A 26,579-nucleotide genomic window follows, 5' to 3' on the forward strand; every position below is an offset into this window, starting at 1 on the left:
AGTATATATTTTCGAGTCTACTACATATAGTATGTCTGGTTACTACTTCCTCATCGCCATAAGTTGTTCAATAAATTGAACTTTTCCTGTCAATATGGACTCAAATATTTGTAAATGCTCTCTTTTTCTATATTTAGGAAAAGGAGGCGAGGGTGACTAACTCCCAAGACAAAATTCATATTATGCAAGAGCGGGTCAGAATTATCCGGCCCTTGGCAATGGATCCAAACAGGAGTGTTGCCGACATTGCAGTGGCTGCTGCATTACTTGGGAAATCCGAGCGGACCATTCGAAGGTGGATACAGGATTTTCAGACCGCGCCCGTCGCAGATAGCCTCAAGCCCGGCCACAGGGCCAGTCCAGGGCGTAAGCCCAAATTTCCGTCTGAAACACTGGACATTATTTCGCGGGTGATAAAGTGGCGTCTTAGGAAGAAGGAGAAAATTCCTGCCAAGCGCCCTTATCGACTGGTAAAATGGTTATGCTTGCGACGGAACCTGAGATATCCGTCGCTACGATACATGCAGCGGAAAATTGGGGAAGTCTCCGAGATCGCAAAAGCCAGAGCGAAAATGATCTCCAAGGAGCCGCGGGATTTACGGCTCTATCCGAACCATCATGAGGTCGCATGGCCGTTGGACCAAATTCAGATCGATCACACCAGGATGGACTTGATCGTTGACCTGACGCTCTTTGGCATGGGGAAGAAGAGGGTCTGGCTCACGCTGGCGATCGATGTCGCTAGCCGGATGGTGTTCGGCTATTACATCGGCTTAAAGGCACCATCTGCGCGCAGTGCTGGATTGGCCATGTTGCGAGGGGTTCTGCCGAAAGGCCCCCTGATTGAGGCTATGGGGATTGACCTTGAGGAATTTAGGGCGCTTGGCATCCTTGACCCCTGGCCCATATGCAATGTCCCTATTTGGGTTGGGTGCGATCATGGCGCTGATTTCAAAAGCTATGCATTCAGAGCAGGCTGCCTGCTACTTGGCGCCCAGGTCGAGTTCCGGAAAATTGTAAACTATGGCGGCCATATTGAGCGGTTGCTTGGCACCTTCATGCAGGAGCTACATGGCCTTTCCGGAACGACGTTCAGCAATACGCGTGAAGTGCAGGGGTATGACGCGGTAAAAAACTGCGTCTATACGCTGGAAGACGTCGAGTTATGGGTTGTCACCACAATCCTTATCTATCATGTCACTCCCCATTCCAAGTTAGGGGAAATGACCCCGCTTCAAAAATTTCTCGACCTTCAGGCGAGGCGCCCAGTCGCTACCCGGCTGGTGCCAGACAAGGTGCATGTCCAGTCAGCCTTCTTGCCGTCGGTGAAGCGGGCGGTAACCAAGCAAGGTGTTCGATTTCAGAACCGCCAATACAGCAATCCCCAGCTGGCGCCACTTATCGGCCAGCATATCCAAATCAAATATAATCCAGGTAATTTAGATATCGTGCATGCTTGCCTTGACGGCATCACGCCTTCCTTTGATTTGCATCTTATTGGGCGGGCGGGGAAAAGTCGCCACATGGATGCGCCTATCGACAATATGCCCACTTTAGCCGTGAAAGAAGAGGCGAAGCGACAGAAAGACATTGCTGACGGTCTCGCAGTGCAAAGAGACTTGCTGTTTGATCGCATCAGATCCCATCGGAAAAATGGGGCCGCCACGCCATCGTTGCCTCCGGCTCAGTCGGTGCCGAATCTTCCTGTTAGTGCCGGGCGGCCGCTTCCCTTTGAACCTCGGGAGGGACGGTGATGGCTGCCAGTCGGATGAGAGCTGTGATGCGTCAGGGCGTGCGTGTGATGGGGAAGTGGTATCGGCATCCTGGCCTCCGCAATTTGGTCGGGCAGAGGGTTCAGGTTTATGGCGTTAAAGATAGCGATGCGATCACCATTGTTGCTGAGGATGGTCGAGTTTTCAAAAGCCTTCGTCCTGTCGGCAGTAGCTCGGGGGCAATGCCTGGCCAAGCTGGTGTCAGATCGTTCTAGGAGCGGCGTATGGTGAAGCAACCGAACGATATGGGGCATCTGATCAATGATGAAGTCCGGGAAATTGCCACACGTTCCCCCAGGGAGAGGCAGGCCTTTATCGATCAAGATCAAGATTATAATTTGCCCTATGTCAACGACCTTATGGAGATGCTGGACCAGTTAAAGGCAGTCGGTGCGGGGCGAACGCGCCCACCGTGTCGGCGGATATTGGCACCTACTGGCATGGCGAAGAGTTTTATCCTGGAGCTCTACGAACGACGAAATCCTAGTAGATTTGATCGAGTTACCAAAACGACAGTATGGCCGGTCGTGTTTTTGAAAATACCCAATGAGCCCTGTTCAGATTCCGTCATCAGGATGCTTCTGAGGCGTCTAAATGTTCCGGTGCCAAGTTTGAAGCGTTTCGCACTTCAACTCCATGCGGCCACGATCCTGTCAGGATTAAGGCCTCAGCTCCTTTTGTTTGATGAGCTGCAACGCATCATCCAAGTGTCGGGCGATCAAGCGGTGCGCGTTCTCGAGCTTATCAAGTGGTTCTCCGATGAGCTCAAAATCCCTGTGGCTGTAGCTGGTGTGGAAAGTATGGAAAGTTTCTTTTTGGCGGACGACCAACTGGGCACGCGGTTTCGACCATATACATTGTCGCCGTGGCAGAATGACGAAAATTTGCAACGGTTTGTCAGCACGCTGCTTTCCTATATGCCACTTCGAGAGGCTCCGGATGAGAGACTTTTTAGCTTCGAAGCGGGTGCAATGATTTTAAAAAATGCCGGGAACACGACCGACAATATCGTCACCTTCTTCAAGGAGATTGCTAGGCGGCAATTTCTGGCGGGCCACGAAAAGATTAGGTTAGAAGACGTCCAGGAATTCAAGCTGTGAGCTATCTGGATACTGGGCGTCGCCTACCGGTGATTGTTGCGCCGGAGCAAGGCGAGAGCATGACCAGTTGGCTTGAGCGATTGGCAGAAATCCATCAGTTTCCTAGTGTCCTACAGTTCTTACGCGCCGCGCCGATTAATTGGCGGGGCCCCATTCCAAGGGATTTTGATCGGCGTGCTAGAGGAGAACTTCGAGACTTGCTCTCCAAGGTAACGGGATTGGAGCCTGAGGAGCTTCCCAAAATCTTGCAGGATAAGTATTACCTGATGCGGTACAACCTGAGAAAAGTCGCCTGCCTGATGTGCTGGCTGGAGGATATGGACCAGGGCAGGCCACTATACCGACGCGGCGAATGGTCACTCGTTTTCGAAACTTGCTGCCGCCGTCATCGCTTCCCGCTTCTGGATTTGCCTGTGTCTTTGAAGGGGCAGAAAAAATTCAAGCATTTGGTGCGCAGAAAGTTTGGCGAGTTCAAGGCTGTTCAAAAAGACAATAAAGAAATCATCGATACCCTCATTCGCTTCTCGGAGGGCATGAGTTGGTTTGATCGGTCGGATACAGACCAGTGGTTGCTGCTCGAATATCTTTCGGAAGTATTTTTTGAGATCAACGAAGATCTGCGTGGGTGGGCAAGCGACGGAATAGGAAGGGTCAGGCTCGGTATCTATAAGCTGATTGAGCGGGGTATTCTGACCCGTCCCTATGTTTTCGCCTCTCCTTTGCGACCGGCCACGCAGCTTCGAGAACGATTTCAGCACGATCAGACGATGGGGATTTGGCGCCTGGCACCTGACGGCATTCCCTATATTGGTTTCCGTAGACAAATATTCTTTGCCGCCATTGTGGCTTTTGCGGGAGCCGGAGCGCCGAGGCATCAAGGCATGCAGTATCATGCTGGCGTGACCAGGCGGGTATGGATGCCGGAGCATTTCAATACGATGATAGGGATTTCGCGAAAAGCGTTGCAGTTAGACTAGCGCGCCGCCGTTCGCTGTCGCGCACATAGGTCATGGCCTGCTGGGCGCTCCTGAGGCGCGTCTGGCCCATGATGGCCTTGAGGTCGCAGCCAGCGTCGGCCGCGGATGTGGCGAGGCCAGCGCGCAAGCTGTGACCGCTATAGGCGCTTTCGTCCACCCCTAGCGTCTTCATCGCCGCCTTGACCACCCTGTTGACGGTGACCTCGCTGATGCCCATGTCTCTAAAGGTCTCGTTCCGGTTGGCGCGCAGGAACAGGGCGCCGGCCTTCTTGCCCCGATGCTCGATCCAGTCCTCGACGGCGGCTACCGGGCAGAGCCGCTTTGTTGGGTGGCGCGCCACAAAAATTGTCTCGCCCTGGCCGAGGCGATCGGCCTTGGAGCGGGGCAGGGTGAGCGTCAGACCGTCTTTGCCTATGTTGATGTGTTTAAGCTCGATATGGGCAATCTCGCTGCGCCTGAGGGCGGCTGCGAAGCCAAGGAGCACCAGAGCCTTGTTCCGGATGCCGAGCGGCGTGGCCTCAAATACATCCACCAGCGCCGGCAGGATCGAATAATGCAGTGGCCGCGCCTGGCGGACGGGGGCAAGGCCTTTCTCGCGGGCGGCCCCGCGCATGATCAGGCGGATGGCTTCGTGACTAGTGTCGAGCTTGGTGCCGGCCAGTCGGTGCGCGACCGATATGGCGGCAAGGCGCGCCTTGAGGGTGGTGGGGCGCACCTTTTGCGACAGGACAGAGAGATAGAGCGCCACCGTGCCGGGGTCGCCCGAAAGCGGCTCGACCCCGACGCCGCGACACCAGGTCTCATACTGGGTGAAGGCAGTGCGGTAGGCCCGGCGCGTGTTCTCCGAGCGCGCCATCTTGGTGAGTTTCTGGGCGCGTGCGTAAACGGCATCCAGCTCGGCCTTGAGGGCATTCTGGACCGGCAACCAACCCATCAGGACGGCGGCTTCTTCGTCTGCCGCGGAGAAAAGGCCAGCCTGTTGCTTTTCCAAAGCTTTTTTGGAGGAGGGGGCTTTTTTGCCCGATTTCCGCGATTTTGGGGGCTGGGCCATGCATCCATATACCACATTTATGATCGATAAGCATAAGTTATCGGACATAAAAACGAGAGCCAAAAAAAAGATGTGTTGGCTAAATTGCACATCCTAAATAGAGCTTGCGCAAAGAAAAGTCGTTTGGGACGATAAGCGGAGGCATTGCCTTTAAAGTAGTATTCGTCGACTGGCTTATGGTGTAGCTTTTAATTGTATAGCTTATTCTGTTTAAGGGGTGGCATGAAACGGAAAGCTCTTATTCTCCTAAGCGGAGGTGTAGACTCCTTCGTGTCCGCAGATTTTATGCGTAAGCAAAATAGGGACATTTCTTGCCTATTTGTTGACTATGGCCAACCGTCTGCAGGCCAAGAAAGAAAGGCTGCAAATGACGTTTCAGCCTTCCTGGGAGTGACCCTTCACAAGGTTAATGTCGCGGGTATTGCGATCCCAAACCAAGGCGAAATTCCTGCCCGTAATATGGCATTGATCTCCATCGCATGCATGTACTCAATGGCTGCGTATCATGAAATCGTGATGGGAATACATGGTGGTGTTAGCTATTATGACTGTAGTGAGGATTTTTTCATAAAGATAAGATCCCTAATAATGGAAATTTCTCTCGGCAAAACAAGTTTTGTGGCGCCATTGTTAAAGTGGGATAAGTCAGAAATATTTAATTATTGCATTCATCAAAATATTCCGATTGAATTAACCTATAGTTGTGAAATTGGGGCAGATGTGCCGTGTGGAAAATGTCTGTCTTGCAAAGATAGGGGGATGTTGGGTGAGGGCGGCAAGGCGTAGTTTTATTGTTGGTGAGCAACCATTCAGTACTCCCATGATTGTTCCATCTTTTTCCAGTCGGGGGTTCCCCGATATTAAAAAAATTATTGATGGGGCAAGGGAGTACGTAAACGATCAAGCGCTCATAAGTGCCTACGATCTTCACTACAAGCATATCCTAAAGACCAATTGGAATTTCTCGGAGTTACTTTTTGTAGATAGCGGCGGTTATGAATTTGGGAAAGAAATTGATCTGAGTGATGCAAATATGGAGGACAACCACCAAGGTAGCCGCACCTGGACCCCGGAGCAGCATCTTGAGACCTTGCGGCACTGGAAGTTTCCAAAGGCTACGGTCCTTGTAAGTTACGACAATCCGAACAGAAGGCTAAATATTGGTGCTCAAATCAATAGAGCCCGGCGATTGTTCGAAGAGTTTCCTAACGCTGGTTCCGATATACTAATTAAAGCGGAAAGGAGGGCCTCTAGAGGCGATCAGCGAGCAGGCTTTGTTTGGCCAGATCAAATTGCGCCTTATGTTGGGGATCTTGCGGAATTTGATATAATCGGCTTTACGGAAAAGGAATTAGGGCGCTCTATCAATGAACGCGTTGAAAAAGTGTACCAATTTCGCGCATTGTTCGACAATGCTGGCTTGGATAAGCCGATTCACATATTTGGTAGCCTAGACCCGATCTCTTCCCATCTCTATTTTCTGGCGGGTGCTGACATATTTGATGGCCTGACTTGGCTTCGATATGCATACCACAACCATCTGGCAATTTACCGGCACAATTTTGCGGCGTTGGAAATAGACAGGAATACGATAGAGTCTTCGATAAATTCCCACGTACACCAGAGAAATTGTAATTATCTGATGACTATGCAGTCGCAGATGCGACGTTTTCTAAATGCTGAGGACTTCGGGGTGTTCGATGGTTATGATGGGCTGTTTCGGAATTGCATGGACGACCTAATGGCGCGAGTTGGAGGTGTATGATGGGTGGTGGTGGAGGCGGATACTATTCGGAATATTCCGGTAGTCAGATTCAGAAGAAGATTGAGCAGACCACAGATGAACTTGCGAAGGGATTTGGTGAAGAGCTCCAGCGGCTATTGAACGAAGTTTTGCCGGGTATTAATGACCGAGATGCCGATGGGGATATGGCGATAAGAGAGGAGCTGCGGGGGATTATTTCCGAGGCTATTGATAGCCCGTTGATCAGATTGAGATTTGGTGGCTCTGTATCCAAGAACACTTATGTTGAAGGGCTTAGTGACATCGATGCCCTGGCCGTGTTTCGCAATCTGACCGTTAAAGATAGTAACCCAGCGAATTTGTTAGCAAGAATTGCCGCGAATATTAATGCAAAGTTGGAGGGGTGCGAGGTTCGTGTTGGTGCTGTGGCGGTTACGGTTACTAGGCCTGATGGAAAAGAATTCCAGATAATACCGGCCGTCCGCGACGGAACAAAGCTTCGGGTTCCCAGTTGGGATGGAAAGGGATGGTCCGGGATCGACCTTCGGAAGTTTTCCAAAACCTTGTCCAAGTACAATGCCAACTTGAATCAAAAACTAATTCCTACGATCAAGCTCGCAAAAAAGGTGCTAGCGGAATTGCCGCCATCTAGGCATTTGTCTGGATATCATGTGGAGGCGTTGGCTGTTGACGTATTCAAGCGATACAAGGGTGAACCCAGCACATCCAGTATGCTGCCTTATTTTTTCGACCGTGCCAGCAAAGCAATACTTCGACCGATCACTGATAGTTCGGGGCAGTCGGTACATGTGGATGAGTATTTGGGGGCTCAGAATAGCGTTAAGAGGAAGGAGATGAGCCACTTGCTCAACCGTATATCAAAGCGAATGATGAATGCCTCCGCGTTCCAGTCGCGGGATCGATGGGAAGACATTCTGGGCGTTAGTTATGAATAATGTTGAAAAGCTTCAGAAGCTGTGTGGGCTGATTGATCAAATGATATCTCAGCATGCGTGGTTGAGGGATCGATATGCTCGCCGGGCATCGACGCTGGATGTAATACTGTTGGTTCTGAGCGCATCTCTTTCCGCTTTGGCTTTTGCGGATATTAAAGGAATAGTCGGCGGACTTGTCGATGTGAAGTTGTGGTTGGGGGGCTTGTCATTAACTGTGTTTGTGGCATCAGTAGTAAGCTGGAAAGTCGACTGGAAAGGTAAAGAGAATAGCCACGGGCAAACCGTCGATAACCTATCCCAGCAAAAGCGAGAAATTCTTGCACTTCTGGATCAGGAGGACGGTATCAACAGCGATACGGTGGCCGCCGTAAATGCGAGCTATGCCGTAATTTCTGACAAATGTGCTAAAGTCCCAGAAAGTCTTTTCTTGAAGACCAAGCAGTATCACAAAAGAAAGGTGGCTCTCAGTAGGGCTCTGGATGTTTCTCCCGGAACCTTTCTTTGGGTGATAAAGCTAAAACTTTGGTGGCAACATACCAGGAAATAAGGTATGCGCCTTTTTGGTTTGGAGGGGGCCAAAATGATTGCGCACAATAGCCTGACAGATTTTTACGCTCATGCCCGGCAGATAGTTTTATCAGCTGGTTATTCATGGGAGCGTGATTGGCAGTGTCAAATTGAAGATGGTGGTTATGACGAAACCGCGTTTTTGAGGGAGGCTGCTTGGGTCATTTTGTGCTCTGGATTCAAGGAAGCCCATATCCGAAAAATTTTTGATTGCTACTCATTGGCGTTTTGTGATTGGGAAAGCGCGGCAGAAATTGTTGATGCAGGCAATACTTGTATTGGATTGGCCTGCGAAGTATTCCGTAATCGACGTAAAGCTGAGGCAATATTCGAAATTGCGAAAAAGGTAGATGTTACTGGGTTTTCTGCAGTTCGAGCGGAGATTGACAGGGCGCCACTAGTCTATATTGAAAAGTTGCCGATGCTTGGGCCTATAACAGCAAAACATCTTGCCAAGAACCTTGGTTATCCAATCGCAAAAAACGACCGTCATCTGGTTCGTTTGGCGGAAGAGCAGGGTTTTCGGTGTGTCGACGCCTTTTGTGAGGCGCTCTCCAGCATGGTGGGTGAAAGTATCCCTGTCGTTGATATCACTCTCTGGCGATACGGTGTTTTGAGATCGCAAAATACTTCCTCATTTGCCGCGTAACATTATTTCCCATTTTTGAGAATTTGTCCTGAAGCCGATTTTCGAATGTTGCGCGGATGCGCAACTTTTGAGTCTAACGGCGCCGGCGGACAGATTTACTGTCGCGTGACACTAGGCGCTTCATCAAACTCAGCCTTCCGACTTTCCTTGTTTCAGGGGGCGTCCCAAATCGTTTTGAACCTGGAACAAAAGATAAACAAACATGTCTATTGCATTGATTTAAATGAATTTTATCAACTTGTTTTGCCGAGTTTGGTGTCCAAGAAAGTTCACCATTTCCCATGCAATCCCATTGACCAACCATGTTTACCCATGATATCCCAAATAGGTTCGGATGACGATCCGAATGCCTGTCTATCGTTTGGCGGCGAGCGGCGGGGGGAGAAAACGGGGACCGATGGGCAATGGCATTTTTCCTGTCCACATTTAAAAACAAGGTCGACAAGAAGGGGCGAGTGTCCGTTCCTGCGCCTTTCCGTTCGGCTGTCTCCGGTGGCCATTTCCCTGGTGTTGTCGTGTATCGTCCGCTTAACCTCCCGTGCATCGAAGGCGCGGACATGTCCTTCCTTGAACAGCTGTCTGACCGGCTCTACGGCGACTTTGGGCCCTTCAACCCCGACCAAATGTCTGTCGCCACCGCCATTCTTGCCGGTGCCAGCCAGCTTCAGTTCGACCCCGAAGGCCGTGTCATGTTGCCCGCCGAACTCCGCGAATTTGCTGGTATTGATGGTGCGGCTACCTTTGTAGGGCTTGGCCGCAAGTTCCAGATCTGGGACACGGCGGCCTATGAGGCGCACCAAAAAGAACAGTTGGCGCTGGCGTCTGAGACTGCGCCCAATTTGCCGCCCTTCGGCGGCGGGGGGCAGGCATGATTGCCGCCTCCAGCACAGCTAATCATCACACCGGACATATCCCTGTTCTTTTAAACGAAGTTGTTGAGGCGCTCGCGCCAAAAGACGGCGAAGTGTATGTGGATGGTACCTTCGGGGCTGGCGGCTATACGCGCGCAGTTTTGAATGCAGCCAACTGCAAAGTAATCGCCATTGACCGCGATCCCGATGCCATCAGGCGTGCCGATGCCTTCAAGGCCGAGTTTGGTGACCGCTTCGATATCCTTGAGGGCTGCTTCGGTGACATGCGCGCGCTCTTGAGCGCTGCAGGCGTGGAAGCCGTTGATGGCGTGATGCTGGATATTGGTGTGTCCTCCTTCCAGCTTGATGAGGCAGAGCGTGGGTTCTCCTTCATGGGGGATGGGCCCCTTGATATGCGGATGGGCATGTCGGGCGAAAGCGCGGCTGATGTGGTCAATACATATGAAGAAGAGCGCCTGGCCAACATTATTTATGAATATGGCGAGGAGCGGAAATCCCGCCGTATTGCGGCTGCGATTGTAAAAGATCGTGTCAATGAACCTTTCACGCGCACCAAGCAACTCGCTGACATGATCGAGCGGGTTATCGGCCGCCCGCCACAGCGCAAGGGGCAGAAAACTGTGCATCCAGCCACGCGGACGTTCCAGGCGCTGCGTATCCATGTGAACGACGAGTTGGGGGAATTGGCGCGCGGCCTTGAAGGGGCAGAGCAGGTTCTGGCGTCCGGTGGCCGCCTTGTTGTGGTGTCTTTCCATTCGCTTGAAGACCGCATGGTCAAGAATTTCATGGCAGAGCGCAGTGGCCGCATGAGTGGCGGTAGTCGCCATCGTCCGGGGCCGGTGGCCCAGGGGGCTGCGCCAACATTTGAACAAAAGAACAAGGGAGCGGCGAAGCCAGGAGACGCAGAGCTGGAAGTTAATCCACGCGCGCGTTCCTCCCGGCTTCGCCAAGCTATTCGTACTGAAGCGCCTGCAAGGCAGGTGGCTGAACGGGGGAGGGGCTGATGCGTCGGATGATTACCATTTGTGCGGCTGTAACGGCGCTGGCATCTGGCGCGGCCGTGTTGCAACTGAAGCTGGCGGTTCAGGAGAAGGCCGAGATTGTCGAGGCGCTGGCGCAGCAGATACACGAGGACCGTGAGGCGATCCGGGTGCTGGAGGCCGAATGGGCCTTCCTGACCACACCGCGGTCGCTGCAGGAAAAATCCATCCGCTTTCTGGCGTTGATGCCGCCAAGTGCAGAGCAGGTGGTTACAGACATCACCCGCATCCCGTTCCGGCCGAAGGGGATTGAGGCGGGGGAGGACCCAGGGGTGCTTCTGCCTACCAAAGCACAGCCTGAAGAAAACAAGAAACACGACAAGACAGATAAGGACAGGAAAGGACAAAGTTTGTGAGTGCGACAACGGCATATCAGCGTCTGTCCCTTGAAGGGGAGCGCAAAAGCGCGCTTGATGTTGCCCGCAACCGCCTGATGGTTGCGGTTCTGCTGTTTTTTGCGGCCTTCGCTGTGATGGTGGTGCGCACCATCGAGCTTGGGTTGTCGACGCCTGAAACCAAGCAGGTGGCTGAGCGCCAGATCGTGATCCCGCCGGTGAAGGTGGCGCGCGCGGATATTCTGGACCGCAACGGCGAAGTGCTTGCAACCAACCTTGAAACTTCGTCCCTTTATGCCAATCCGTCCAAGGTGAAGAACCCGGCTGAAGTGGCGGCGCGCCTTGTTGAGGTGCTGCCGGACCTGAGCCTGTCTGAAGTTGAAGAAAAGCTCTCGTCCGAGCGTAAATTTGTTTGGCTGAAACGAAAGCTGAGCCCGCGCGAAAAGTGGCAGGTAAATGCTCTTGGCGTACCGGCGCTTCAGTTCCAGCGCGAAGAAGAGCGTGTTTACCCTCATGGCCGCCTGGCAGCCCATGCGCTTGGTTATGTTGATGTGGACGGTAACGGTCTTGGGGGCGTTGAATATTTCTTCAACGACCGCCTGAATGATGCAAATCGCACGGACGAGCCGATCAAGCTGGCCCTTGATATCCGCGTTCAGTATGCCCTGACAGACGAACTTGAAGCTGCGATGAGCGCGCACCGCGCCATTGGTGCCGCGGGTATCGTGATGGATGTGAATACGGGCGAGGTGATCGCGCTTGCGTCCCTGCCTGACTATGACCCGAACGATATTCGCGGTGTGGCGAACCAGCAGCGCTTTAACCGCGCTACCCAGGGCGTGTATGAGCTTGGCTCCACCTTCAAGACTTTCACTTTTGCGGCAGCTCTTGATCAGGGCATTGCCACGCTTGAGGATGGCTATGATGCCACCAAGCCGCTGCATGTGGCGCGCTTCACGATCCGCGACGATCACCCGAAGGCGCGCTTCATGTCGCTGCCGGAAATTTTCGCTTACTCTTCTAACATCGGTACGGCGCAGATGGCGCTCGACTTAGGGGCAGAGAAACAGCAGAATTTCCTGCGTGAGCTTGGTTTCCTTGACCCAACAAACATTGAGCTCGCGGAGGTGGGAAGCCCGATCTATCCGGCCACTTGGCGCAAGTCGTCCACCATGACGATTTCCTATGGTCATGGCATTGCCGTCAGCCCTATTCAACTGGTGAATGGCATTGCCGCAATGGTGAACGGCGGAAGGCTTATTCCTGCCACACTCACGCACAACGATGACAATTGGCGGCAAGGGCAGCAGGTGATTTCCCAAAACACCAGCCGCAAGATCCGGCAGTTGCTGCGTCTTGCCGTCACCAAGGGGACTGGTGGCCGGTCTGAGGCTGTTGGCTACCGCGTGGGCGGCAAGACGGGGACAGCAGAGAAAGCGGTCGCTGGCGGCTATGACAGAAAAGCGCTGATTTCATCTTTCGTTGGCGTGTTCCCAATGGACGATCCGCAATATGTGGTGTTCGCGCTTCTGGATGAGCCGCGCGGCACGAAGGAAACTTTTGGCTATCGCTCGGGCGGTTGGGTTGCAGCCCCCGTGGTGAAAAATGTGATTTTGCGCTCGGCTCCGCTTCTTGGGGTTGCGCCGAAACGGGAAGACGAAGGCCTGTATCAGCAGGTCGCCCTTATGATCGAGGAGTAGGGAAGGGGCAATGACAGTAACGCTTGCACAACTGCTTGGCGGACGCCGCGTAGCCGGGGATGTCACCATCACCGGCATGACGGTGGACAGTCGCCGCGTGCAGCCTGGCGATCTGTTTGTTGCTCTGCCCGGAACCAAGGTGGATGGTCGCAAGTATATCGCTGACGCGATCAAGGCCGGCGCATCTGCAATATTGACCACAGAGGGAACAGCGGTTGAAGGTGCGGGCGTTCCCGTTATCGAGGATGCCAATCCCCGCCGCCGCTATGCAGAGCTGGCGGCGCGTTTCTATGGTACCCAGCCGAAGACGCAAGTAGCCGTGACCGGAACAAACGGCAAAACATCGGTGGCTGATTTCACCCGGCAGATCTGGCAGGCGCTTGGCTTTGAAGCAGCCAGCATCGGTACACTTGGCGTGCGTTCGGGTGTGGTTAAGCGTCCTGGCGGGCTTACGACGCCTGATCCCATGGGGCTTCATGAAGTGCTGGCGGAATTGGCGAAAAAGGGTGTCGATCATGCTGCGATTGAGGCTTCCAGCCACGGTCTGGACCAATACCGGCTTGACGGCGTGCGGCTTTCGGCTGCGGCTTTTACAAACCTGACGCGCGACCATATGGATTATCACCGCACAGAACAGGGCTATTTCTACGCAAAAGCCCGTTTGTTCGGCGAGCTTCTTGGGCCTGGCGCGGGTGCGGTGATCAATGTGGATGACCCGTGGGGGCTTATCCTTGAAGATATCGCTTGGGCGCGTGGCTTACGCATATTGACGGTGGGCTGTCATGAAAAAGCTGTGCTTCGCCTGTTGAATCAGGAAGTTACGGCAACAGGGCAAATCATCGAAGTTCTGTTTGGTGGGCACAGGCATACAATTAATCTGCCCCTTGTGGGCGCCTTCCAGGCCCATAACGCCCTTGTGGCAGCAGGCTTGGTGATCATTTCCGGCGGCGAGCCAAGGCACGCGTTGATGGCGCTTGAAGACCTTGAAGGCGTGCCGGGCCGGATGGAGCTGATCGGCGAAAGTACCACTGGTGGTGCTGTGTTCGTGGACTATGCCCACACGCCTGACGGCCTGCGCACGGTCTTGAAGGCCGCCCGGTCGCACAATCCAAACAAACTCAAGGTCGTATTCGGCTGCGGTGGGGACCGCGATGCCGGAAAACGGCCGCAAATGGGGGCTGTCGCCACCGAACTTGCGGACGAAGTGTACATCACTGACGACAATCCGCGCTCGGAAGACGCTGCTGCCATTCGGTCTGAAATCAAGGTGGCCTGTGCGTCAGGCATCGAGATTGGTGACCGCGGAAAAGCGATCGAAACTGCGATCGCATCGCTCGAGGCCGGTGACATGCTGATTGTTGCCGGTAAAGGACATGAGGAAGGCCAAACGGTTGGGGAGACCGTGCTGCCTTTCTCCGACATTGTGACGGTCAGGGAAATCCTGGTCGCTCAGGGTGCAGGAAACGGGGGCTGAGAGGGTGTTTATTAAAGAGCCATTATGGACATCAGCGGAACTGGGGGCAATGTGTGGCGGCCTTAATGCGCGGCCATGGTACGCGGATGGTGTTCAAACTGATAGTCGTGAAGTCATGCCGGGTGATCTCTTTGTAGCGCTCAAGGGCGACCATGAAGATGGTCACAGCTATCTGGCCGACGCCTTCGCGCGCGGTGCTGTTGCCGCACTTGTGAGCGAGAGCGTGGACGGTTTCGACCAGGGGGATACCCGCCTTGTGCACGTGGCGGACACACTTGAATCACTGCGCCTGATGGCAGGCGAAGCCCGGCGCCGAGCGCCTGCGAAAATCATTGGCGTGACGGGCAGTGCGGGGAAAACAAGCGTTGTTCACGCACTGAGGAAATCCCTTGAGCGTGTTGACCGCACGCATGCCAGCATCAAAAGCTATAACAACCATGTTGGCGTGCCGCTTTCGCTGGCGCGTATGACCCGGGCAAGCCGCTTCGGTGTTTTTGAGCTTGGCATGAGCGGTCCGGGCGAAATTCGCCGCAACGCAACGCTTGTGCGTCCTGATGTGGCGATTGTAACCGGCGTGGGGGCAGCGCATACGGCAGCCTTCAGCAGTGTGGAAGATATCGCCCGCACAAAGGCGGAAATCTTTGAAGGTCTGACAGATGGCGGTGTCGCGGTGATCAATATCGATCATCCATATGCTGACATTCTCGTTGATGCGGCCAAAACGCTGGGACACCAGGTTCTGACCGTCTCTGTTACTGGCGCGGCGGATGTGCGGCCGCTTCGGATGACCGAACATCATACATGTACGTGCCTGACCGCAGATATCGCCGGTACGCCAATCACTTACAAGATTGGGCAACCTGGTCGTGAGTGGGTGCAAAACAGCCTTCTGGTGCTGGCGGCAGTGAAAGCTGTGGGTGGAGACCTTGGGCATGGGGCGATGGCGTTGGCGTCACTGGAAGCTGAACCCGGCCGCGGCCGGACCCATACGCTGAACCTGCCGTACGCACAGGTTACCCTGCTGGATGACAGTTATAACGCCAACGCGCTGAGCATGAAGGCTGCGCTACGCCGCCTGTCGCTTGTGCCACTTCGGCAGTTCGGCCGCCGGATTGCCGTGCTGGCGGATATGCGCGAGTTGGGTGATGACGCGAAAGTCGTGTATCAGGCGCTGGCGGCAGATATCGCCAAATTTGGCGTCTCGAAAATCTATTCTTTCGGGCCCGAGATTACAAATGTTGCAAGGAGAGCTGGCGTTGATGTAGTTGCGTGCAAGTCCATTGCCGATGGTGCCGATGAGCTGATCCGGGACCTCAGGGATGGTGACGCCGTTATGGTGAAAGGCGCCAACAGCGCAGGCCTTTCAAGCATCGTCAATAAGCTGCTTGAGCAAAACGATCAGGAAATTCAGGAAAACGCCACCAGAGTGGCGGGAGTAGCCAATGCTTTATAACCTGCTTGCCCCATACGCTGACCAGGGTGGCTTCTTCAACCTGTTCCGGTACCTTACTTTCCGGAGTGGTGGTGCTGTGGTAACGGCGCTGATCATCTGCTTCATTTTCGGGCCCATGATCATTCGCTGGCTGAAGGCAAAGCAGAAGAAAGGGCAGCCGATCCGCGAAGACGGCCCGCAAAGCCATATTGTCGCAAAAGCAGGCACGCCGACCATGGGCGGTTTCATGATCCTGCTGGCGCTTGGCATCTCCACTTTCCTGTGGGCTGACCTGTCGAACAAATATGTATGGGCGGTGATGATTGTTACCCTCGGGTTTGGGGCCATTGGTTTCGTGGATGATTACCTCAAGGTGACAAAGCGTTCGAGTGGCGGTGTATCTGGCAAGATCAGGCTGCTATTGGAATTCGCTATCGCAGGTGGGGTGGCTTGGTGGCTCTCTTCGGCTGACGGCACGGAGCTTGCGCTGCCTTTTGCCAAGAACTTCCTTGTGAACCTGGGCATTTTCTATGTGCCGTTCGCCATGCTGGTAATGGTTTGGGCAGGCAATGCCGTGAACTTGACCGACGGCCTTGACGGCCTGGCGATTGTGCCGGTGATCATTGCCTGTGCGGCGCTTGGCTTCATCGCTTATATGGTTGGCAGCACGGTCTATAGCGACTATCTCGGCATCCCTTATGTTGGCGGTGCTGGTGAGCTGACCGTCCTGTGCGCTGCCATGATTGGCGCGGGGCTTGGGTTCCTGTGGTTCAACGCGCCGCCAGCCATGGTGTTTATGGGCGACACCGGCTCGCTGGCACTCGGCGGCATGCTGGGCAGCATAGCCGTTGTGATCAAGCATGAGATCGTGCTTGGCATCATCGGTGGCCTTTTCTGGCTCGAGACCATTTCCGTGATTGTGCAGGTAATCAGCTTCAAGCTGACAGGCAAGCGCGTGTTCCGGATGGCGCCCCTGCATCACCACTATGAAGAAAAAGGCTGGGCGGAGCCGACAATTGTTATCCGCTTCTGGATCATTGCCATCGTGCTGGCCCTGGCGGGCCTGGCAACATTGAAGCTGAGGTAAGGGCGACTTGATTACGGCACCAACATATAAGGACAAGACAGTGGGCGTGTTCGGCCTGGCCCGGACTGGTGTGGCCGCTGTTGATGCCCTTGTGGCCTCGGGCGCCCGCGTCATGGCGTGGGACGACACAGTTGAGCGTCGCGACCAAGTTGGCAGCCATGCCAGGGATCTTTACCGCGCTGACTTCACTGACATGGAAGCCTTGATGCTGGCACCGGGTGTGCCGCTGACGCACCCTAAGCCTCATGCGCTGGTGGAAAAGGCGAATGCCGCCGGTGTGCCGCTGATCAGCGATTTCGATATTTTTCAGGCTGCGCGGGAAAGCCTGCCAGCGCACCGCACAGTGGCCATCACTGGCACCAACGGTAAATCCACGACGACGGCCCTGATTGGTCACATGATTGAAAGTTGCGGCCTACCTGTTGCCATCGGCGGCAACATCGGACGTGGCATCCTGTCCTTGGATCCACTCGCGGAAGGCGGTGTGTATGTGTTCGAGATGTCGTCTTTCCAGTTGGACCTGACAAAAGACTTCAAGGCTGACGTTGCGATCCTTCTAAACCTGACACCGGACCACTTGGATCGTCATGGCGATATGGCGGGCTATACGGCTGCCAAAAAGCGCCTGTTCGAAATGCAGGCAGAAGGTGCCGTTGCCATTGTGGGGCAGGATGAAGCCGCCACACAGGCGCTTGCTGAATCTCTGGCCGCGCCCATTGTGCGAATTTCCAGCAGCAGCCAGGTGCCAGGCGGTGTGTATGCCAAAGATGGCCAGCTGATTGATGATTCAGACGGTAACCATAAGGTTGTGGGTGACCTCAGGAGCCTGCCGACCCTCAAGGGTGCGCACAATTGGCAGAATGCAGCTGCCGCCTACGCTGCAGGCCGGGCACTTGGCCTGAAGGCGGAAGATATCTTCAAATCCTTCACCACCTTTCCCGGCCTTGCCCATAGGCAAGAGCTGATCGGCGAAGCGAATGGTGTTCGTTTTGTGAACGATTCCAAGGCCACGAATGTGGATGCCGCCAGCCGCGCGCTCGCGTCTTACCGCAATATTCGCTGGATCGTTGGCGGTCGCCCCAAGGACAAAACTTTCACCGCACTGTTGCCTTTCACTGCAGAAGTGAAGAAAGCCTATCTTCTGGGCGAGGCCGCGGACGCGCTGGTGCATGACCTGGGAGAAACCATCCCGTATGTCGATTGCCGCGATATGATCGATGCAGTTGAAAAGGCCACTGCCGACGCAGAGCCCGGCGATGTGGTGCTGCTGTCACCGGCTTGCACCGCCTTTGACCAATTCACGGATTTTGAAGCCCGCGGCGAGGCCTTCCGTCTTGCGGTGCACGCTCAGATGCAGGGAGACGCGAAATGATTGCCTTTTCCCGCACCGATAATTCCGTTCTGTCCCGCTGGTGGTGGACTGTAGACCGCTGGATGCTGGCGCTTGTGCTGGCGCTGGCGGGCGTGGGCATCTGGCTCACGCTGACAGCAAGCCCAGCGGTGGCTGAACGTCTTGGCCTGGACGCTATGCATTTCGTCAAGCGTCAGGCTGTGTTCATGACACTGGGGCTTGGTACTGTATTTGCCGTTTCGTTGATGTCCGCAACCATGGTGCGCCGAATGGCTGTGCTGGGCCTGCCGGTGATGCTTCTGCTGATGATAGCGACTCTGGTGATCGGGCCGGAGATCAAGGGCGCGACCCGGTGGTTGCAGATTGGCAGCTATACGCTGCAGCCCAGCGAATTCATGAAGCCATTCTTCATTGTGTCCACGGCCTGGGTGCTGTCGTCGCATTTCTCGGACGAAAAGATCCCGGCCAAACAGGTGGCTTTTGGGCTTTACCTGCTGGTGGTCAGCCTTTTGATCCTGCAGCCCGACTTCGGCCAGACAATCCTGATCAGCACTGTCTGGTTCGCCCAGATGGCGCTTGCTGGCCTGCCCATGATGTGGATGGTGCTGACGGGTTGTGTGGGCGTATTGGGCCTTGGGCTTGGTTATGCGTTGCTGCCTCACGTGGCCAGCCGGATCGACCGTTTCATCAACCCTGCCAGTGGCGATACCTACCAGACAGACAAGGCTATGGAAGCCTTTGAAGCTGGCGGCATGCTGGGCAAGGGGCCGGGCGAGGGCGCTGTGAAGCTGCACCTGCCGGATGCCCACACAGACTATATCTTTGCCGTTGTTGGCGAAGAGTTTGGTGCCATTGCCTGCGTGCTTCTGCTGGTGCTGTTTGCGGGTATCGTGGTGCGAGGCCTTGCGCACCTTCTGGAGGAAGAAAATCCGTTTCGCCTGTTGGCAGCTGCAGGCCTGATCATGCAGTTCGGTTTGCAGACCCTGATCAATGTGGGCGTGAACTTGGCCCTGCTGCCCTCCAAGGGCATGACGCTGCCTTTCATTTCCTACGGTGGGTCTTCGATGCTCGCGCTTGCAATCGGCATGGGCATGATGCTGGCGCTGACGAAACGAAACCGTTTTATCCGGCCGGGTTCTGACCCCATGGGGTGGAGGGCCGCAGAGTAATGCTGATGCGTGCACCAAATATCGTCCTAGCAGCCGGTGGTACCGGCGGTCACATGATGCCCGCTGAAGCCGTGGCTGACGTGTTGGTACGGGACGGCTATCAGGTGTCGCTGGTGACCGACACACGGGGTGACGCCATTTCGAATGCTCTTGCGGATATTGACCGGCATGTGCTCAAGACCGCGAGCCATATGGGTGGCGGCATTCTGGGCAAGGTCAAATCCATTATCAGTATTTTCAAAAGCATGCTGGGCGTGCGCCGTCATTTCAAAAAGATCCAGCCGACGGTGGTTGTTGGCTTTGGCGGCTACCCGAGCTTGCCGACCATTCTGGCGGCGCGCAGCATGGGCATTCCTTTCGTATTGCATGAACAGAATGCCGTGCTTGGACGGGTGAACCGTTTTGTGGCGGAAGATGCGCGTGTGCTTGCGCTTTCGGTTCAGAATACAGCAAAGGTTCCCGTTGGTGCCTATACAGAGGTCACAGGTAACCCGGTTCGCCAGTTAATCGCGAAGCTTTCGAACATCGCGTACGCCGTGCCGCTTGGATTTGGTGATGTGCGCCTTTTGGTAATTGGTGGCAGCCAGGGTGCGCGCATTCTGTCTGATGTGGTCCCCGCAGCCCTCGCCCTTTTGCCGGAAGAAATCCGCCAACGGATTGATATGACCCAGCAGGCCCGTCCAGAAGACGTTGAGCGAGTGACCAAGGCATATAAGGACATGGGTGTCCGCGCCCGGGTGCAGGATTATTTCGACGATGTCGGGTCGCTTCTTTTGAGGGCCCAGTTAGTGATCTGCCGGTCCGGCGCATCAACGATTTCTGAGCTGGCGGCCATGGGCCGGCCTGCCATCATGGTGCCGCTCAAGATCGCGGCAGACGACCATCAAAGTGCAAACGCGGCGGCCATTGAAGAAGCAGGCGGCGGCTGGGTGATGCGGGAAGACGAATTCACGCCGGAAGCCCTGGCGAAAAAGCTTGAGCATCTGTTGACCGACATGAGCGACCTGAGGAATGCCTCCGAAGGAATGCGCATGGTCGCGCGTCTGGATGCTGCGGAGCGCCTGGCTTCCATTGTTGTCAGTATCAGTGAAGAAAGTGAGGCGCCAAAATGAAGGGCATACCGTTCGACATTGGCATGGTTCATTTCGTAGGTATCGGTGGCATCGGCATGTCTGGCATCGCGGAAGTGATGCATAACCTGGGTTATAGTGTTCAGGGCTCGGACATCAGCCAAAACGCCAACGTGCAGCGCCTGCAGAATATGGGCATCGATGTGAAGATTGGCCAGCGCGCCGAAAACGTCGAAAGCGCCCAGGTTCTTGTCGTTTCAACCGCCATCAAGGCTGACAACCCGGAAGTGATTGCCGCGCGCGAACGCACGATCCCTGTGGTGCGCCGGGCAGAAATGCTGGCGGAACTGATGCGACTGAAGTGGTGTGTGTCGGTTGCGGGTACGCATGGCAAAACCACCACGACGTCCATGGTGGCGGCGGTTCTGGAGGCGGCACAGTTCGACCCGACGGTTATAAACGGCGGCATCATCAACAGCTATGGCACCAACGCGGTGCTGGGCGAGGGCGATTGGATGGTGGTTGAGGCCGACGAAAGCGACGGAACCTTCGTGAAGCTGCCGGCGACGATCGCTGTTGTAACCAATATGGACGCAGAGCATCTGGACTTCTACGGCACGTTCGAGGCTGAAAAAGAGGCCTTCAAACAGTTCCTGGACCGCGTCCCCTTCTATGGCGCCGCGATCCTGTGCGTGGACCACCCGGAAGTACAGGGCCTGATCAGCCATCTTCAGGGGCGCAAGTTCATAACCTATGGCATGTCGGCGCAGGCGGATGTGCGTGCGGTGAATATCTCCGCAGCGAAAGGCGTTGCCGCATTCGACGTGGCGGTGCGTGACCGCGTCACAGGCGAGGTACATGTGATTGAAGGCTTCAGTCTGCCGATGCCTGGCAACCACAACATCCAGAATGCTCTGGCGGCGATTGCTGTGGGCCTTGAAATGCAGGTGGGTGAGGAAACGCTCCGCAAGGCATTCAAGACATTCGGTGGCGTTAAACGGCGTTTCACCAAGACCGGCGAAGTGGGCGGGGTGACCATCATCGATGATTATGGCCATCATCCGGTTGAAATTGCAGCTGTGCTGAAGGCGGCGCGCGAAAGTTTCGACAGGCGTGTCATCGCTGTTGTACAGCCGCACCGATACACCCGTCTCAAGAGCCTGTTTGAGGAATTCTGCACCTGCTTCAACGACGCCGACACGGTGATCGTGACGCCTGTCTATGAAGCGGGTGAGCAGCCCATCGAGGGGGCTGATCGCGACAGTCTGGTGGAAGGCCTGCGTGTGCATGGTCACCGTCAGGTAGATGTCATTGATGGAGAAGCCGACCTGGCCGCAGCAGTGAAGCGCCACGCGTCTGAAGGCGACGTGGTTGTGTGTCTGGGGGCTGGTTCCATCAGCAAATGGGCCAATGACCTGCCAACCGCCCTAAAAGCGCTGGAGAAGTAACATGATTGCTCAGGAAAAACACATGCCGTTCATTGACAGCTTGCCCCATGTAAAAGGCAGACTGGTGGAAAATGCGCCATTGTCTCGCCTGAGTTGGTTCAGAACCGGCGGGCCCGCCGATGTGCTTTTCGAGCCCGCAGATGAAGCTGATCTGGTTTCTTTCCTGCGCCATGTGCCGGGTGATGTTCCAATTACCGTCATTGGTGTTGGCTCAAACCTTCTGGTGCGCGACGGCGGCGTAGAGGGCGTGGTTATCCGCCTTGGTCGGGCTTTTTCCCAGATCGATGTGCGCGGTGACGTGGTCAAAGCCGGGGCAGGCGCCATGGATGTACATGTTGCGCGGGCTGCCCAGAAGGCAGGGCTGACAGGTCTGGAATTCATGGTGGGTGTCCCGGGCACAGTTGGCGGCGCGCTGCCGATGAACGCCGGTGCCTACGGGGTCGAGATCAAGGATGTGTTGATCCATGCTCACGGCGTTGACCGCTATGGTCATGTTCATGAATTGCGCGCTGCTGATTTCAATTTTGGCTACCGGTCATCGAACCCGGAAACCAAGAACCTGATTTTCACCCGGGCGTCCTTCCAGGCGCATACAGGTGACCCAGCAGAGATACTCTTTCGAATGGAGGAAATTTCAGCCGAACGCCAGGAAAGCCAGCCAATTGGGACACGCACCGGGGGCAGCACTTTCAAAAATCCAGAGGGCAAGAAGGCGTGGGAGCTGATCGACGCAGCAGGCTGCCGCGGCATGCGCATTGGCGATGCGCAGGTTTCCGAGAAGCACTGCAACTTCCTTCTGAACCTTGGCAGTGCGACTGCTGCCCAGATTGAAGAGCTGGGCGAGGCGGTGCGCGCCAAAGTGCTTGAAAAGACAGGCGTTGAGCTTGAGTGGGAAATTCGCCGTATCGGCCGTACCGCAGAGGAGCAGACGTCCGCATGATGACCGCTATTGTCCAGCGCAGAAGACTGCTTTTGACACTTGGTTTCCTTGCGTCAGCGGCCATCTATGGCACCTGGCTGGCGCCCATGGTTGAAAACTGGGTGATTGAACGGTCCCGTGACGCGGGGTTCGTGCTCAGTGATTTGCAGATCACGGGCGTTGAACGCAGCAAGCGCGCAGACGTGCTGGCGGCCCTCGATGTGGATGATGGCGTCCCCTTGTTGACGATGAATCTGGAAGCGATGCGCCAGCAGCTGGAACAACTTCCCTGGGTCAAGGAGGCGCAGGTAACGCGCGTGCTGCCGGAAGGCCTTAAGGTTGTGCTGACGGAACGCCAGCCCTTTGCCCTGTGGCAGAAGGATGGCAAGGTCAGCCTGATCGATGAAACCGGCACCATCATTACCCAGCGTGGATTGGTCGAATATTCCGACCTGATGATGATCGTGGGAGAAGGCGCAGCCGACAAGATTGGCGAACTGCAGGGTCTACTTGATGGTGCAGGTGGTCTGGCGGCACGGGTCCGCACGGCTGTGCGGGTTGGCAACCGCCGCTGGGACATGATTTTCGATAACGGTATCCGTGTAAAGCTCCCGGAAATGACAGCAAAATATAGCGCCTCCCAGGCGTGGAAAAAATTTGCGACGCTTGAGGACGAGTATCACTTGCTTGGCCGCGAAGTCGATGTCATTGATATGCGCCTGTCTGACCGCATGGTGCTTAGGGTTTCACCGGAAGGTCGCCGCCGTATGAGCGGCACCGGTTGGGCAACCTAGTGATGTTGAGAGTATGAAATCATGAAAACACTGAACGGCACACAGGAAGGAATGATCGCAGCGCTCGATGTCGGGTCCGCCAAGATTTCCTGCCTTATTGCTGAAGTCGATGCCGACGGCCACATGCGGGTACGCGGTGTGGGCAACCGGGCTTGCCTGGGTGGTGTTTCCTCTGGTGCAGTGATTGATATGGATGCGACGGAAAAAGCTATCCGCGCATCTGTTGACCAGGCCGAAAAGATGGCTGGTGCAACAATCAGTGATGTTTTCCTTTCCTTCTCGGGCGGAGAGCCAACAAGCACAGTCATCGAAGTTCAGGTGGATGTGGACGGTCATGCCGTCAGCCAGTCTGATATCGACCGGGCGATTGCCAAGGCCCGCGAACAGGTAGATGCCGAAGAAGATGAGATATTGCATGCCTTTCCCGCGGCTTTCGCGGTTGATGGCAATTTCGGTGTCAAGGCGCCCACCGGCATGTACGGCAAGAAACTGAGCGTAGCACTGCATGTCATCACGGCGTCGAATGGCCCGCTTCAGAATTTGCAGACCTGCGTGCGCCGGGCGCACCTGAATGTGGCGGGCGTTGTGTTGACACCTTTCGCCTCCGGTCTGGCGACCCTTGTGGCTGACGAAGCCAAGATGGGCGCCGCCTGCATTGATATCGGTGCTGGCACGACCAGCATTTCCATCTTCGCCCAGGGTGCGCTTGTGCATGCAGAGGTGCTGCCGATCGGCGGTGCCCAGATTACAGAGCAGGTTGCACGGTCGTTGCTGACACCGTTTGAGCACGCCGAAAGGCTGAAGACCTTCAACGGCGCAGCAGCAGTTGATGCCGCTGATGAACGGCTTGAGATTGAAGTGCCGCAGGTGGGCGAAGGTGGCGATGATGCCATCGTGCGCCAGCCACGAAGCGCGCTGACGGGCGTGATCCAGAAAGAACTGGAGCTTCTGTTTTCCACCATCGGCAAGCGTCTGGATGCATCGGGCTTCTCAGGGGTTGCGGGCCGCCGTGTTGTTTTGACAGGCGGTGTGGCGCAAACCGAGGGTATCCGCGACCTGGCAAGCCGTGTTCTTGGCCGCCAGGTGCGCATTGGCAAACCTGAAATGATCGACGGCCTGCCAGCTGCGGCACAGGCACCGACTTTCGCGGGCGCTGTGGGGCTTTTGCTCTATGGCGCGCGGCGTCCGGTCACTGAAACCATGAAAAAGAAACAGGAAAAAACAGCAGTACCCACAAGGGGGGCGTTTGGCCGCTTCTCGCGCTGGGTTCGGGACAATTTTTAACGGGCAGAAACGCTTGCAGGCTGGCCAATACAGCCCACGCAGGATACAAAGGGATCAAACGGAGGTACTGGGCAATGTCTATCGATTTTGAACACACGGAACTAACGGAGCTGACGCCGAAAATCGCGGTCGTCGGTGTTGGCGGTGCGGGCTGTAATGCCGTCAACAACATGATCCGCGCACAGCTGCAGGGTGTCGACTTTGTCGTGGCGAACACGGACGCGCAGGCGCTTGCCAATGCGGAAGCTGACAACCGCATCCAGCTTGGCGTGCAGATTACCCAGGGGCTTGGCGCTGGCGCCCAGCCGAAGATTGGTCAGGCCGCTGCCGAAGAAGCGCATGACAGCATCGACGAGATGCTGAACGGGTGCCATATGGCCTTCATCACCGCCGGCATGGGCGGCGGTACCGGCACAGGGGCCGCGCCAGTGATTGCCAAGCGCGCACGCGAGCGTGGCATTCTGACGGTAGGTGTTGTCACCAAGCCGTTCCAGTTCGAAGGCGGTCGCCGCATGAAGATTGCGGAAGCCGGAATTAGTGAACTGGCACAGCATGTAGACACGCTGATCATCATTCCGAACCAGAACCTGTTCCGGGTGGCCAATGAGCGCACAACTTTCGCTGACGCTTTCAACATGGCAGATGATGTATTGCATTCGGGCGTACGCGGCATCACTGACCTGATGGTTATGCCTGGCCTGATCAACCTCGATTTTGCCGATGTACGTACCGTGATGTCTGAAATGGGCAAAGCCATGATGGGCACAGGCGAAGCGGAAGGCGAAAACCGGGCCCAGGAAGCTGCGGCTGCAGCCATTTCGAACCCGCTTCTTGAAGAAGCATCGCTCCAGGGTGCCAAGGGCGTGATCATCAATGTTACGGGCGGCATGGACATGACGCTTTATGAAGTCGATGAAGCCGTAAATATGGTTCGTGAACTGGTAGACCCAGAAGCACTGATCGTCTTCGGTTCCGCATTCAATCATGACTTGGAAGGCAAGCTGCGGGTATCCGTTGTTGCCACCGGTATCGAAGGCGGTGAAGGCAGCTATGCTATGCCTGTGCCACGGCGTACCGAAGCCCCGGTTGTTGAAGATGTACAGCCAGCGACAACACCTGAAGCCGAACCTGCAGCAGACGCTGGCATCTCGGAAGCAGAGGCCCAGACGGAAGAACCAGCTGCTGAAGTTGTTGCCACCAAAGCCGCAGATGATGAGGATAATATCGTCGCGGCAATGTCTTCGCTCAAGCAATCGATGGAAGCTCCTGAGGACTCTGAAGTTGATGAGGAAGACGATGACCTTGCTCATTCCATGTCCGTGCCACACGAGGAAGCGGAAGAAGATATCGAAGCCAAGGCCGTAGCCGCCCAAGGCGAAGATACCTTCATTGCCGAAGCTCCAATGACGCCGAAGGCCAGCCCACAGCAGATGAAGCAGCCAAGCGCGTTCCAGGAAGCGGCATACACCAACACGCCTGAACCAAAGGAAGAAGCAGAAAAGCCAGCCGCCGCTGAAGAGGCCGCGCCTCAGAAACGCAGCCTGTTTCAACTGATGACATCAGGCCTGCGGTCAAGCGATGAGCCTGTGGCGCCTGAAGTGCCGTCCAATGACGCGGGCCGCCAGGCGGCTGAACAGGCTGCAGAAGAGGCCGCGCCTGCTGTTGGTGGTGTAGACCCGGATGAGCGTCCAGCCCCAAAAGCGCCAACGGACCAGCTTGAAATCCCAAGCTTTCTAAGGCGTCAGAATAACCAATAAAAGTTGGCGGAAGCCAAAATAGGAAAGGCCG

25 protein-coding genes are annotated in these 26,579 nt (G+C 55.5%); 24 read left to right on the plus strand and 1 reads right to left on the minus strand.

Annotated features, from left to right (window positions below):
- Nucleotides 1-152 precede the first annotated feature (152 nt).
- From KORM41_RS18665 to KORM41_RS18680, 4 genes are read left to right on the plus strand one after another with little or no spacing between them, the layout of a single operon-like run.
- Nucleotides 153-1,754 carry a Mu transposase C-terminal domain-containing protein gene (locus KORM41_RS18665; RefSeq protein ID WP_068151970.1) on the plus strand — a complete coding sequence of 534 codons (1,602 nt, stop codon included), beginning with the start codon at nt 153-155 and terminating at the stop codon, nt 1,752-1,754.
- Nucleotides 1,754-1,987: a Mu transposase C-terminal domain-containing protein gene (locus KORM41_RS22525; RefSeq protein WP_068151972.1), complete on the plus strand. Its 234-nt coding sequence runs from the start codon at nt 1,754-1,756 to the stop codon at nt 1,985-1,987. Before KORM41_RS18665 ends, KORM41_RS22525 begins: the two co-directional genes overlap by 1 nt.
- Nucleotides 1,988-1,996: 9 nt before the next feature.
- Entirely contained in the window at nt 1,997-2,872 is an 876-nt protein-coding gene (locus tag KORM41_RS18675) for a TniB family NTP-binding protein (RefSeq protein WP_068151974.1), read from the plus strand.
- Nucleotides 2,869-3,849, plus strand: a complete 981-nt coding sequence (locus tag KORM41_RS18680) for a TniQ family protein (RefSeq protein WP_068151975.1) — start codon at nt 2,869-2,871, stop codon at nt 3,847-3,849. The genes KORM41_RS18675 and KORM41_RS18680 overlap by 4 nt, the downstream gene beginning before the upstream one ends.
- Here KORM41_RS18680 and KORM41_RS18685 read toward each other — a convergent pair.
- Nucleotides 3,803-4,840, minus strand: coding sequence for a tyrosine-type recombinase/integrase (locus tag KORM41_RS18685; protein WP_197421281.1), 1,038 nt, complete (start codon nt 4,838-4,840; stop codon nt 3,803-3,805). The two genes, KORM41_RS18680 and KORM41_RS18685, sit on opposite strands and share 47 nt — an antisense overlap.
- Before the next feature lie 282 nt (nt 4,841-5,122).
- Between KORM41_RS18685 and KORM41_RS18690 the strand changes: the two genes are divergently transcribed.
- The 20 genes from KORM41_RS18690 to ftsZ all read left to right on the plus strand — a co-directional run bounded on the left by KORM41_RS18690 (nt 5,123) and on the right by ftsZ (nt 26,548).
- Complete coding sequence (locus tag KORM41_RS18690) at nt 5,123-5,686, plus strand: 7-cyano-7-deazaguanine synthase (protein ID WP_068151981.1); 564 nt, start codon at nt 5,123-5,125, stop codon at nt 5,684-5,686.
- A gap of 34 nt (nt 5,687-5,720) precedes the next feature.
- A complete protein-coding gene (locus KORM41_RS18695) occupies nt 5,721-6,665 on the plus strand; it encodes a hypothetical protein (protein WP_231727333.1) in 945 nt (314 codons plus the stop codon).
- Nucleotides 6,665-7,600: a CBASS oligonucleotide cyclase gene (locus KORM41_RS18700; RefSeq protein WP_068151984.1), complete on the plus strand. Its 936-nt coding sequence runs from the start codon at nt 6,665-6,667 to the stop codon at nt 7,598-7,600. The genes KORM41_RS18695 and KORM41_RS18700 overlap by 1 nt, the downstream gene beginning before the upstream one ends.
- Nucleotides 7,593-8,147: a hypothetical protein gene (locus tag KORM41_RS18705; protein WP_068151987.1), complete on the plus strand. Its 555-nt coding sequence runs from the start codon at nt 7,593-7,595 to the stop codon at nt 8,145-8,147. The genes KORM41_RS18700 and KORM41_RS18705 overlap by 8 nt, the downstream gene beginning before the upstream one ends.
- A 33-nt stretch (nt 8,148-8,180) precedes the next feature.
- Entirely contained in the window at nt 8,181-8,816 is a 636-nt protein-coding gene (locus tag KORM41_RS18710) for a hypothetical protein (protein WP_156432056.1), read from the plus strand.
- A gap of 404 nt (nt 8,817-9,220) precedes the next feature.
- Nucleotides 9,221-9,688, plus strand: coding sequence for a division/cell wall cluster transcriptional repressor MraZ (locus KORM41_RS18715; protein ID WP_068151991.1), 468 nt, complete (start codon nt 9,221-9,223; stop codon nt 9,686-9,688).
- A complete protein-coding gene (gene rsmH / locus KORM41_RS18720) occupies nt 9,685-10,692 on the plus strand; it encodes a 16S rRNA (cytosine(1402)-N(4))-methyltransferase RsmH (protein ID WP_068151993.1) in 1,008 nt (335 codons plus the stop codon). Before KORM41_RS18715 ends, rsmH begins: the two co-directional genes overlap by 4 nt.
- Nucleotides 10,692-11,084 (plus strand): cell division protein FtsL, encoded by a 393-nt coding sequence (gene ftsL / locus KORM41_RS18725; RefSeq protein WP_068151996.1) that lies wholly within the window; start codon nt 10,692-10,694, stop codon nt 11,082-11,084. The genes rsmH and ftsL overlap by 1 nt, the downstream gene beginning before the upstream one ends.
- Nucleotides 11,081-12,763 (plus strand): peptidoglycan D,D-transpeptidase FtsI family protein, encoded by a 1,683-nt coding sequence (locus tag KORM41_RS18730; RefSeq protein ID WP_068151999.1) that lies wholly within the window; start codon nt 11,081-11,083, stop codon nt 12,761-12,763. The genes ftsL and KORM41_RS18730 overlap by 4 nt, the downstream gene beginning before the upstream one ends.
- Before the next feature lie 10 nt (nt 12,764-12,773).
- Nucleotides 12,774-14,237 carry a UDP-N-acetylmuramoyl-L-alanyl-D-glutamate--2,6-diaminopimelate ligase gene (locus KORM41_RS18735; RefSeq protein WP_068152003.1) on the plus strand — a complete coding sequence of 488 codons (1,464 nt, stop codon included), beginning with the start codon at nt 12,774-12,776 and terminating at the stop codon, nt 14,235-14,237.
- Between the two features lie 49 nt (nt 14,238-14,286).
- A complete protein-coding gene (locus tag KORM41_RS18740; protein ID WP_068152007.1) occupies nt 14,287-15,690 on the plus strand; it encodes a UDP-N-acetylmuramoyl-tripeptide--D-alanyl-D-alanine ligase in 1,404 nt (467 codons plus the stop codon).
- Nucleotides 15,680-16,756, plus strand: coding sequence for a phospho-N-acetylmuramoyl-pentapeptide-transferase (mraY, locus tag KORM41_RS18745; protein ID WP_068152016.1), 1,077 nt, complete (start codon nt 15,680-15,682; stop codon nt 16,754-16,756). Before KORM41_RS18740 ends, mraY begins: the two co-directional genes overlap by 11 nt.
- Nucleotides 16,757-16,763: 7 nt before the next feature.
- Complete coding sequence (murD, locus tag KORM41_RS18750) at nt 16,764-18,128, plus strand: UDP-N-acetylmuramoyl-L-alanine--D-glutamate ligase (protein WP_068152018.1); 1,365 nt, start codon at nt 16,764-16,766, stop codon at nt 18,126-18,128.
- Nucleotides 18,125-19,276 carry a putative lipid II flippase FtsW gene (gene ftsW, locus KORM41_RS18755; RefSeq protein ID WP_068152020.1) on the plus strand — a complete coding sequence of 384 codons (1,152 nt, stop codon included), beginning with the start codon at nt 18,125-18,127 and terminating at the stop codon, nt 19,274-19,276. The genes murD and ftsW overlap by 4 nt, the downstream gene beginning before the upstream one ends.
- 5 nt (nt 19,277-19,281) lie before the next feature.
- Entirely contained in the window at nt 19,282-20,388 is a 1,107-nt protein-coding gene (gene murG / locus KORM41_RS18760; protein ID WP_197421284.1) for an undecaprenyldiphospho-muramoylpentapeptide beta-N-acetylglucosaminyltransferase, read from the plus strand.
- On the plus strand, nt 20,385-21,794 hold the full coding sequence (murC, locus tag KORM41_RS18765; RefSeq protein ID WP_068152024.1) for a UDP-N-acetylmuramate--L-alanine ligase: 1,410 nt from the start codon (nt 20,385-20,387) through the stop codon (nt 21,792-21,794). The genes murG and murC overlap by 4 nt, the downstream gene beginning before the upstream one ends.
- Before the next feature lie 22 nt (nt 21,795-21,816).
- Nucleotides 21,817-22,734 (plus strand): UDP-N-acetylmuramate dehydrogenase, encoded by a 918-nt coding sequence (gene murB / locus KORM41_RS18770; protein WP_231727334.1) that lies wholly within the window; start codon nt 21,817-21,819, stop codon nt 22,732-22,734.
- Entirely contained in the window at nt 22,731-23,507 is a 777-nt protein-coding gene (locus tag KORM41_RS18775; protein WP_068152028.1) for a cell division protein FtsQ/DivIB, read from the plus strand. The genes murB and KORM41_RS18775 overlap by 4 nt, the downstream gene beginning before the upstream one ends.
- A 21-nt stretch (nt 23,508-23,528) precedes the next feature.
- On the plus strand, nt 23,529-24,791 hold the full coding sequence (gene ftsA, locus KORM41_RS18780) for a cell division protein FtsA (RefSeq protein WP_068152030.1): 1,263 nt from the start codon (nt 23,529-23,531) through the stop codon (nt 24,789-24,791).
- A 74-nt stretch (nt 24,792-24,865) separates the two neighbouring features.
- Nucleotides 24,866-26,548 (plus strand): cell division protein FtsZ, encoded by a 1,683-nt coding sequence (gene ftsZ, locus KORM41_RS18785; RefSeq protein ID WP_068152032.1) that lies wholly within the window; start codon nt 24,866-24,868, stop codon nt 26,546-26,548.
- Nucleotides 26,549-26,579: the final 31 nt, after the last annotated feature.

It is taken from the genome of Kordiimonas lipolytica (genome assembly GCF_001550065.1).

Coding starts and splice junctions, on each gene's coding strand:
- KORM41_RS22525 (WP_068151972.1), top strand. CDS start 1,754: ATGGCTGCCAGTCGGATGAGAGCTGTGATGCGTCAGGGCGTGCGTGTG.
- KORM41_RS18675 (WP_068151974.1), top strand. CDS start 1,997: ATGGTGAAGCAACCGAACGATATGGGGCATCTGATCAATGATGAAGTC.
- KORM41_RS18690 (WP_068151981.1), top strand. CDS start 5,123: ATGAAACGGAAAGCTCTTATTCTCCTAAGCGGAGGTGTAGACTCCTTC.
- KORM41_RS18695 (WP_231727333.1), top strand. CDS start 5,721: ATGATTGTTCCATCTTTTTCCAGTCGGGGGTTCCCCGATATTAAAAAA.
- KORM41_RS18700 (WP_068151984.1), top strand. CDS start 6,665: ATGGGTGGTGGTGGAGGCGGATACTATTCGGAATATTCCGGTAGTCAG.
- KORM41_RS18705 (WP_068151987.1), top strand. CDS start 7,593: ATGAATAATGTTGAAAAGCTTCAGAAGCTGTGTGGGCTGATTGATCAA.
- KORM41_RS18710 (WP_156432056.1), top strand. CDS start 8,181: ATGATTGCGCACAATAGCCTGACAGATTTTTACGCTCATGCCCGGCAG.
- KORM41_RS18715 (WP_068151991.1), top strand. CDS start 9,221: ATGGCATTTTTCCTGTCCACATTTAAAAACAAGGTCGACAAGAAGGGG.
- rsmH (WP_068151993.1), top strand. CDS start 9,685: ATGATTGCCGCCTCCAGCACAGCTAATCATCACACCGGACATATCCCT.
- ftsL (WP_068151996.1), top strand. CDS start 10,692: ATGCGTCGGATGATTACCATTTGTGCGGCTGTAACGGCGCTGGCATCT.
- KORM41_RS18735 (WP_068152003.1), top strand. CDS start 12,774: ATGACAGTAACGCTTGCACAACTGCTTGGCGGACGCCGCGTAGCCGGG.
- KORM41_RS18740 (WP_068152007.1), top strand. CDS start 14,287: ATGTGTGGCGGCCTTAATGCGCGGCCATGGTACGCGGATGGTGTTCAA.
- mraY (WP_068152016.1), top strand. CDS start 15,680: ATGCTTTATAACCTGCTTGCCCCATACGCTGACCAGGGTGGCTTCTTC.
- ftsW (WP_068152020.1), top strand. CDS start 18,125: ATGATTGCCTTTTCCCGCACCGATAATTCCGTTCTGTCCCGCTGGTGG.
- murG (WP_197421284.1), top strand. CDS start 19,282: ATGCGTGCACCAAATATCGTCCTAGCAGCCGGTGGTACCGGCGGTCAC.
- murC (WP_068152024.1), top strand. CDS start 20,385: ATGAAGGGCATACCGTTCGACATTGGCATGGTTCATTTCGTAGGTATC.
- murB (WP_231727334.1), top strand. CDS start 21,817: ATGCCGTTCATTGACAGCTTGCCCCATGTAAAAGGCAGACTGGTGGAA.
- KORM41_RS18775 (WP_068152028.1), top strand. CDS start 22,731: ATGATGACCGCTATTGTCCAGCGCAGAAGACTGCTTTTGACACTTGGT.
- ftsA (WP_068152030.1), top strand. CDS start 23,529: ATGAAAACACTGAACGGCACACAGGAAGGAATGATCGCAGCGCTCGAT.
- ftsZ (WP_068152032.1), top strand. CDS start 24,866: ATGTCTATCGATTTTGAACACACGGAACTAACGGAGCTGACGCCGAAA.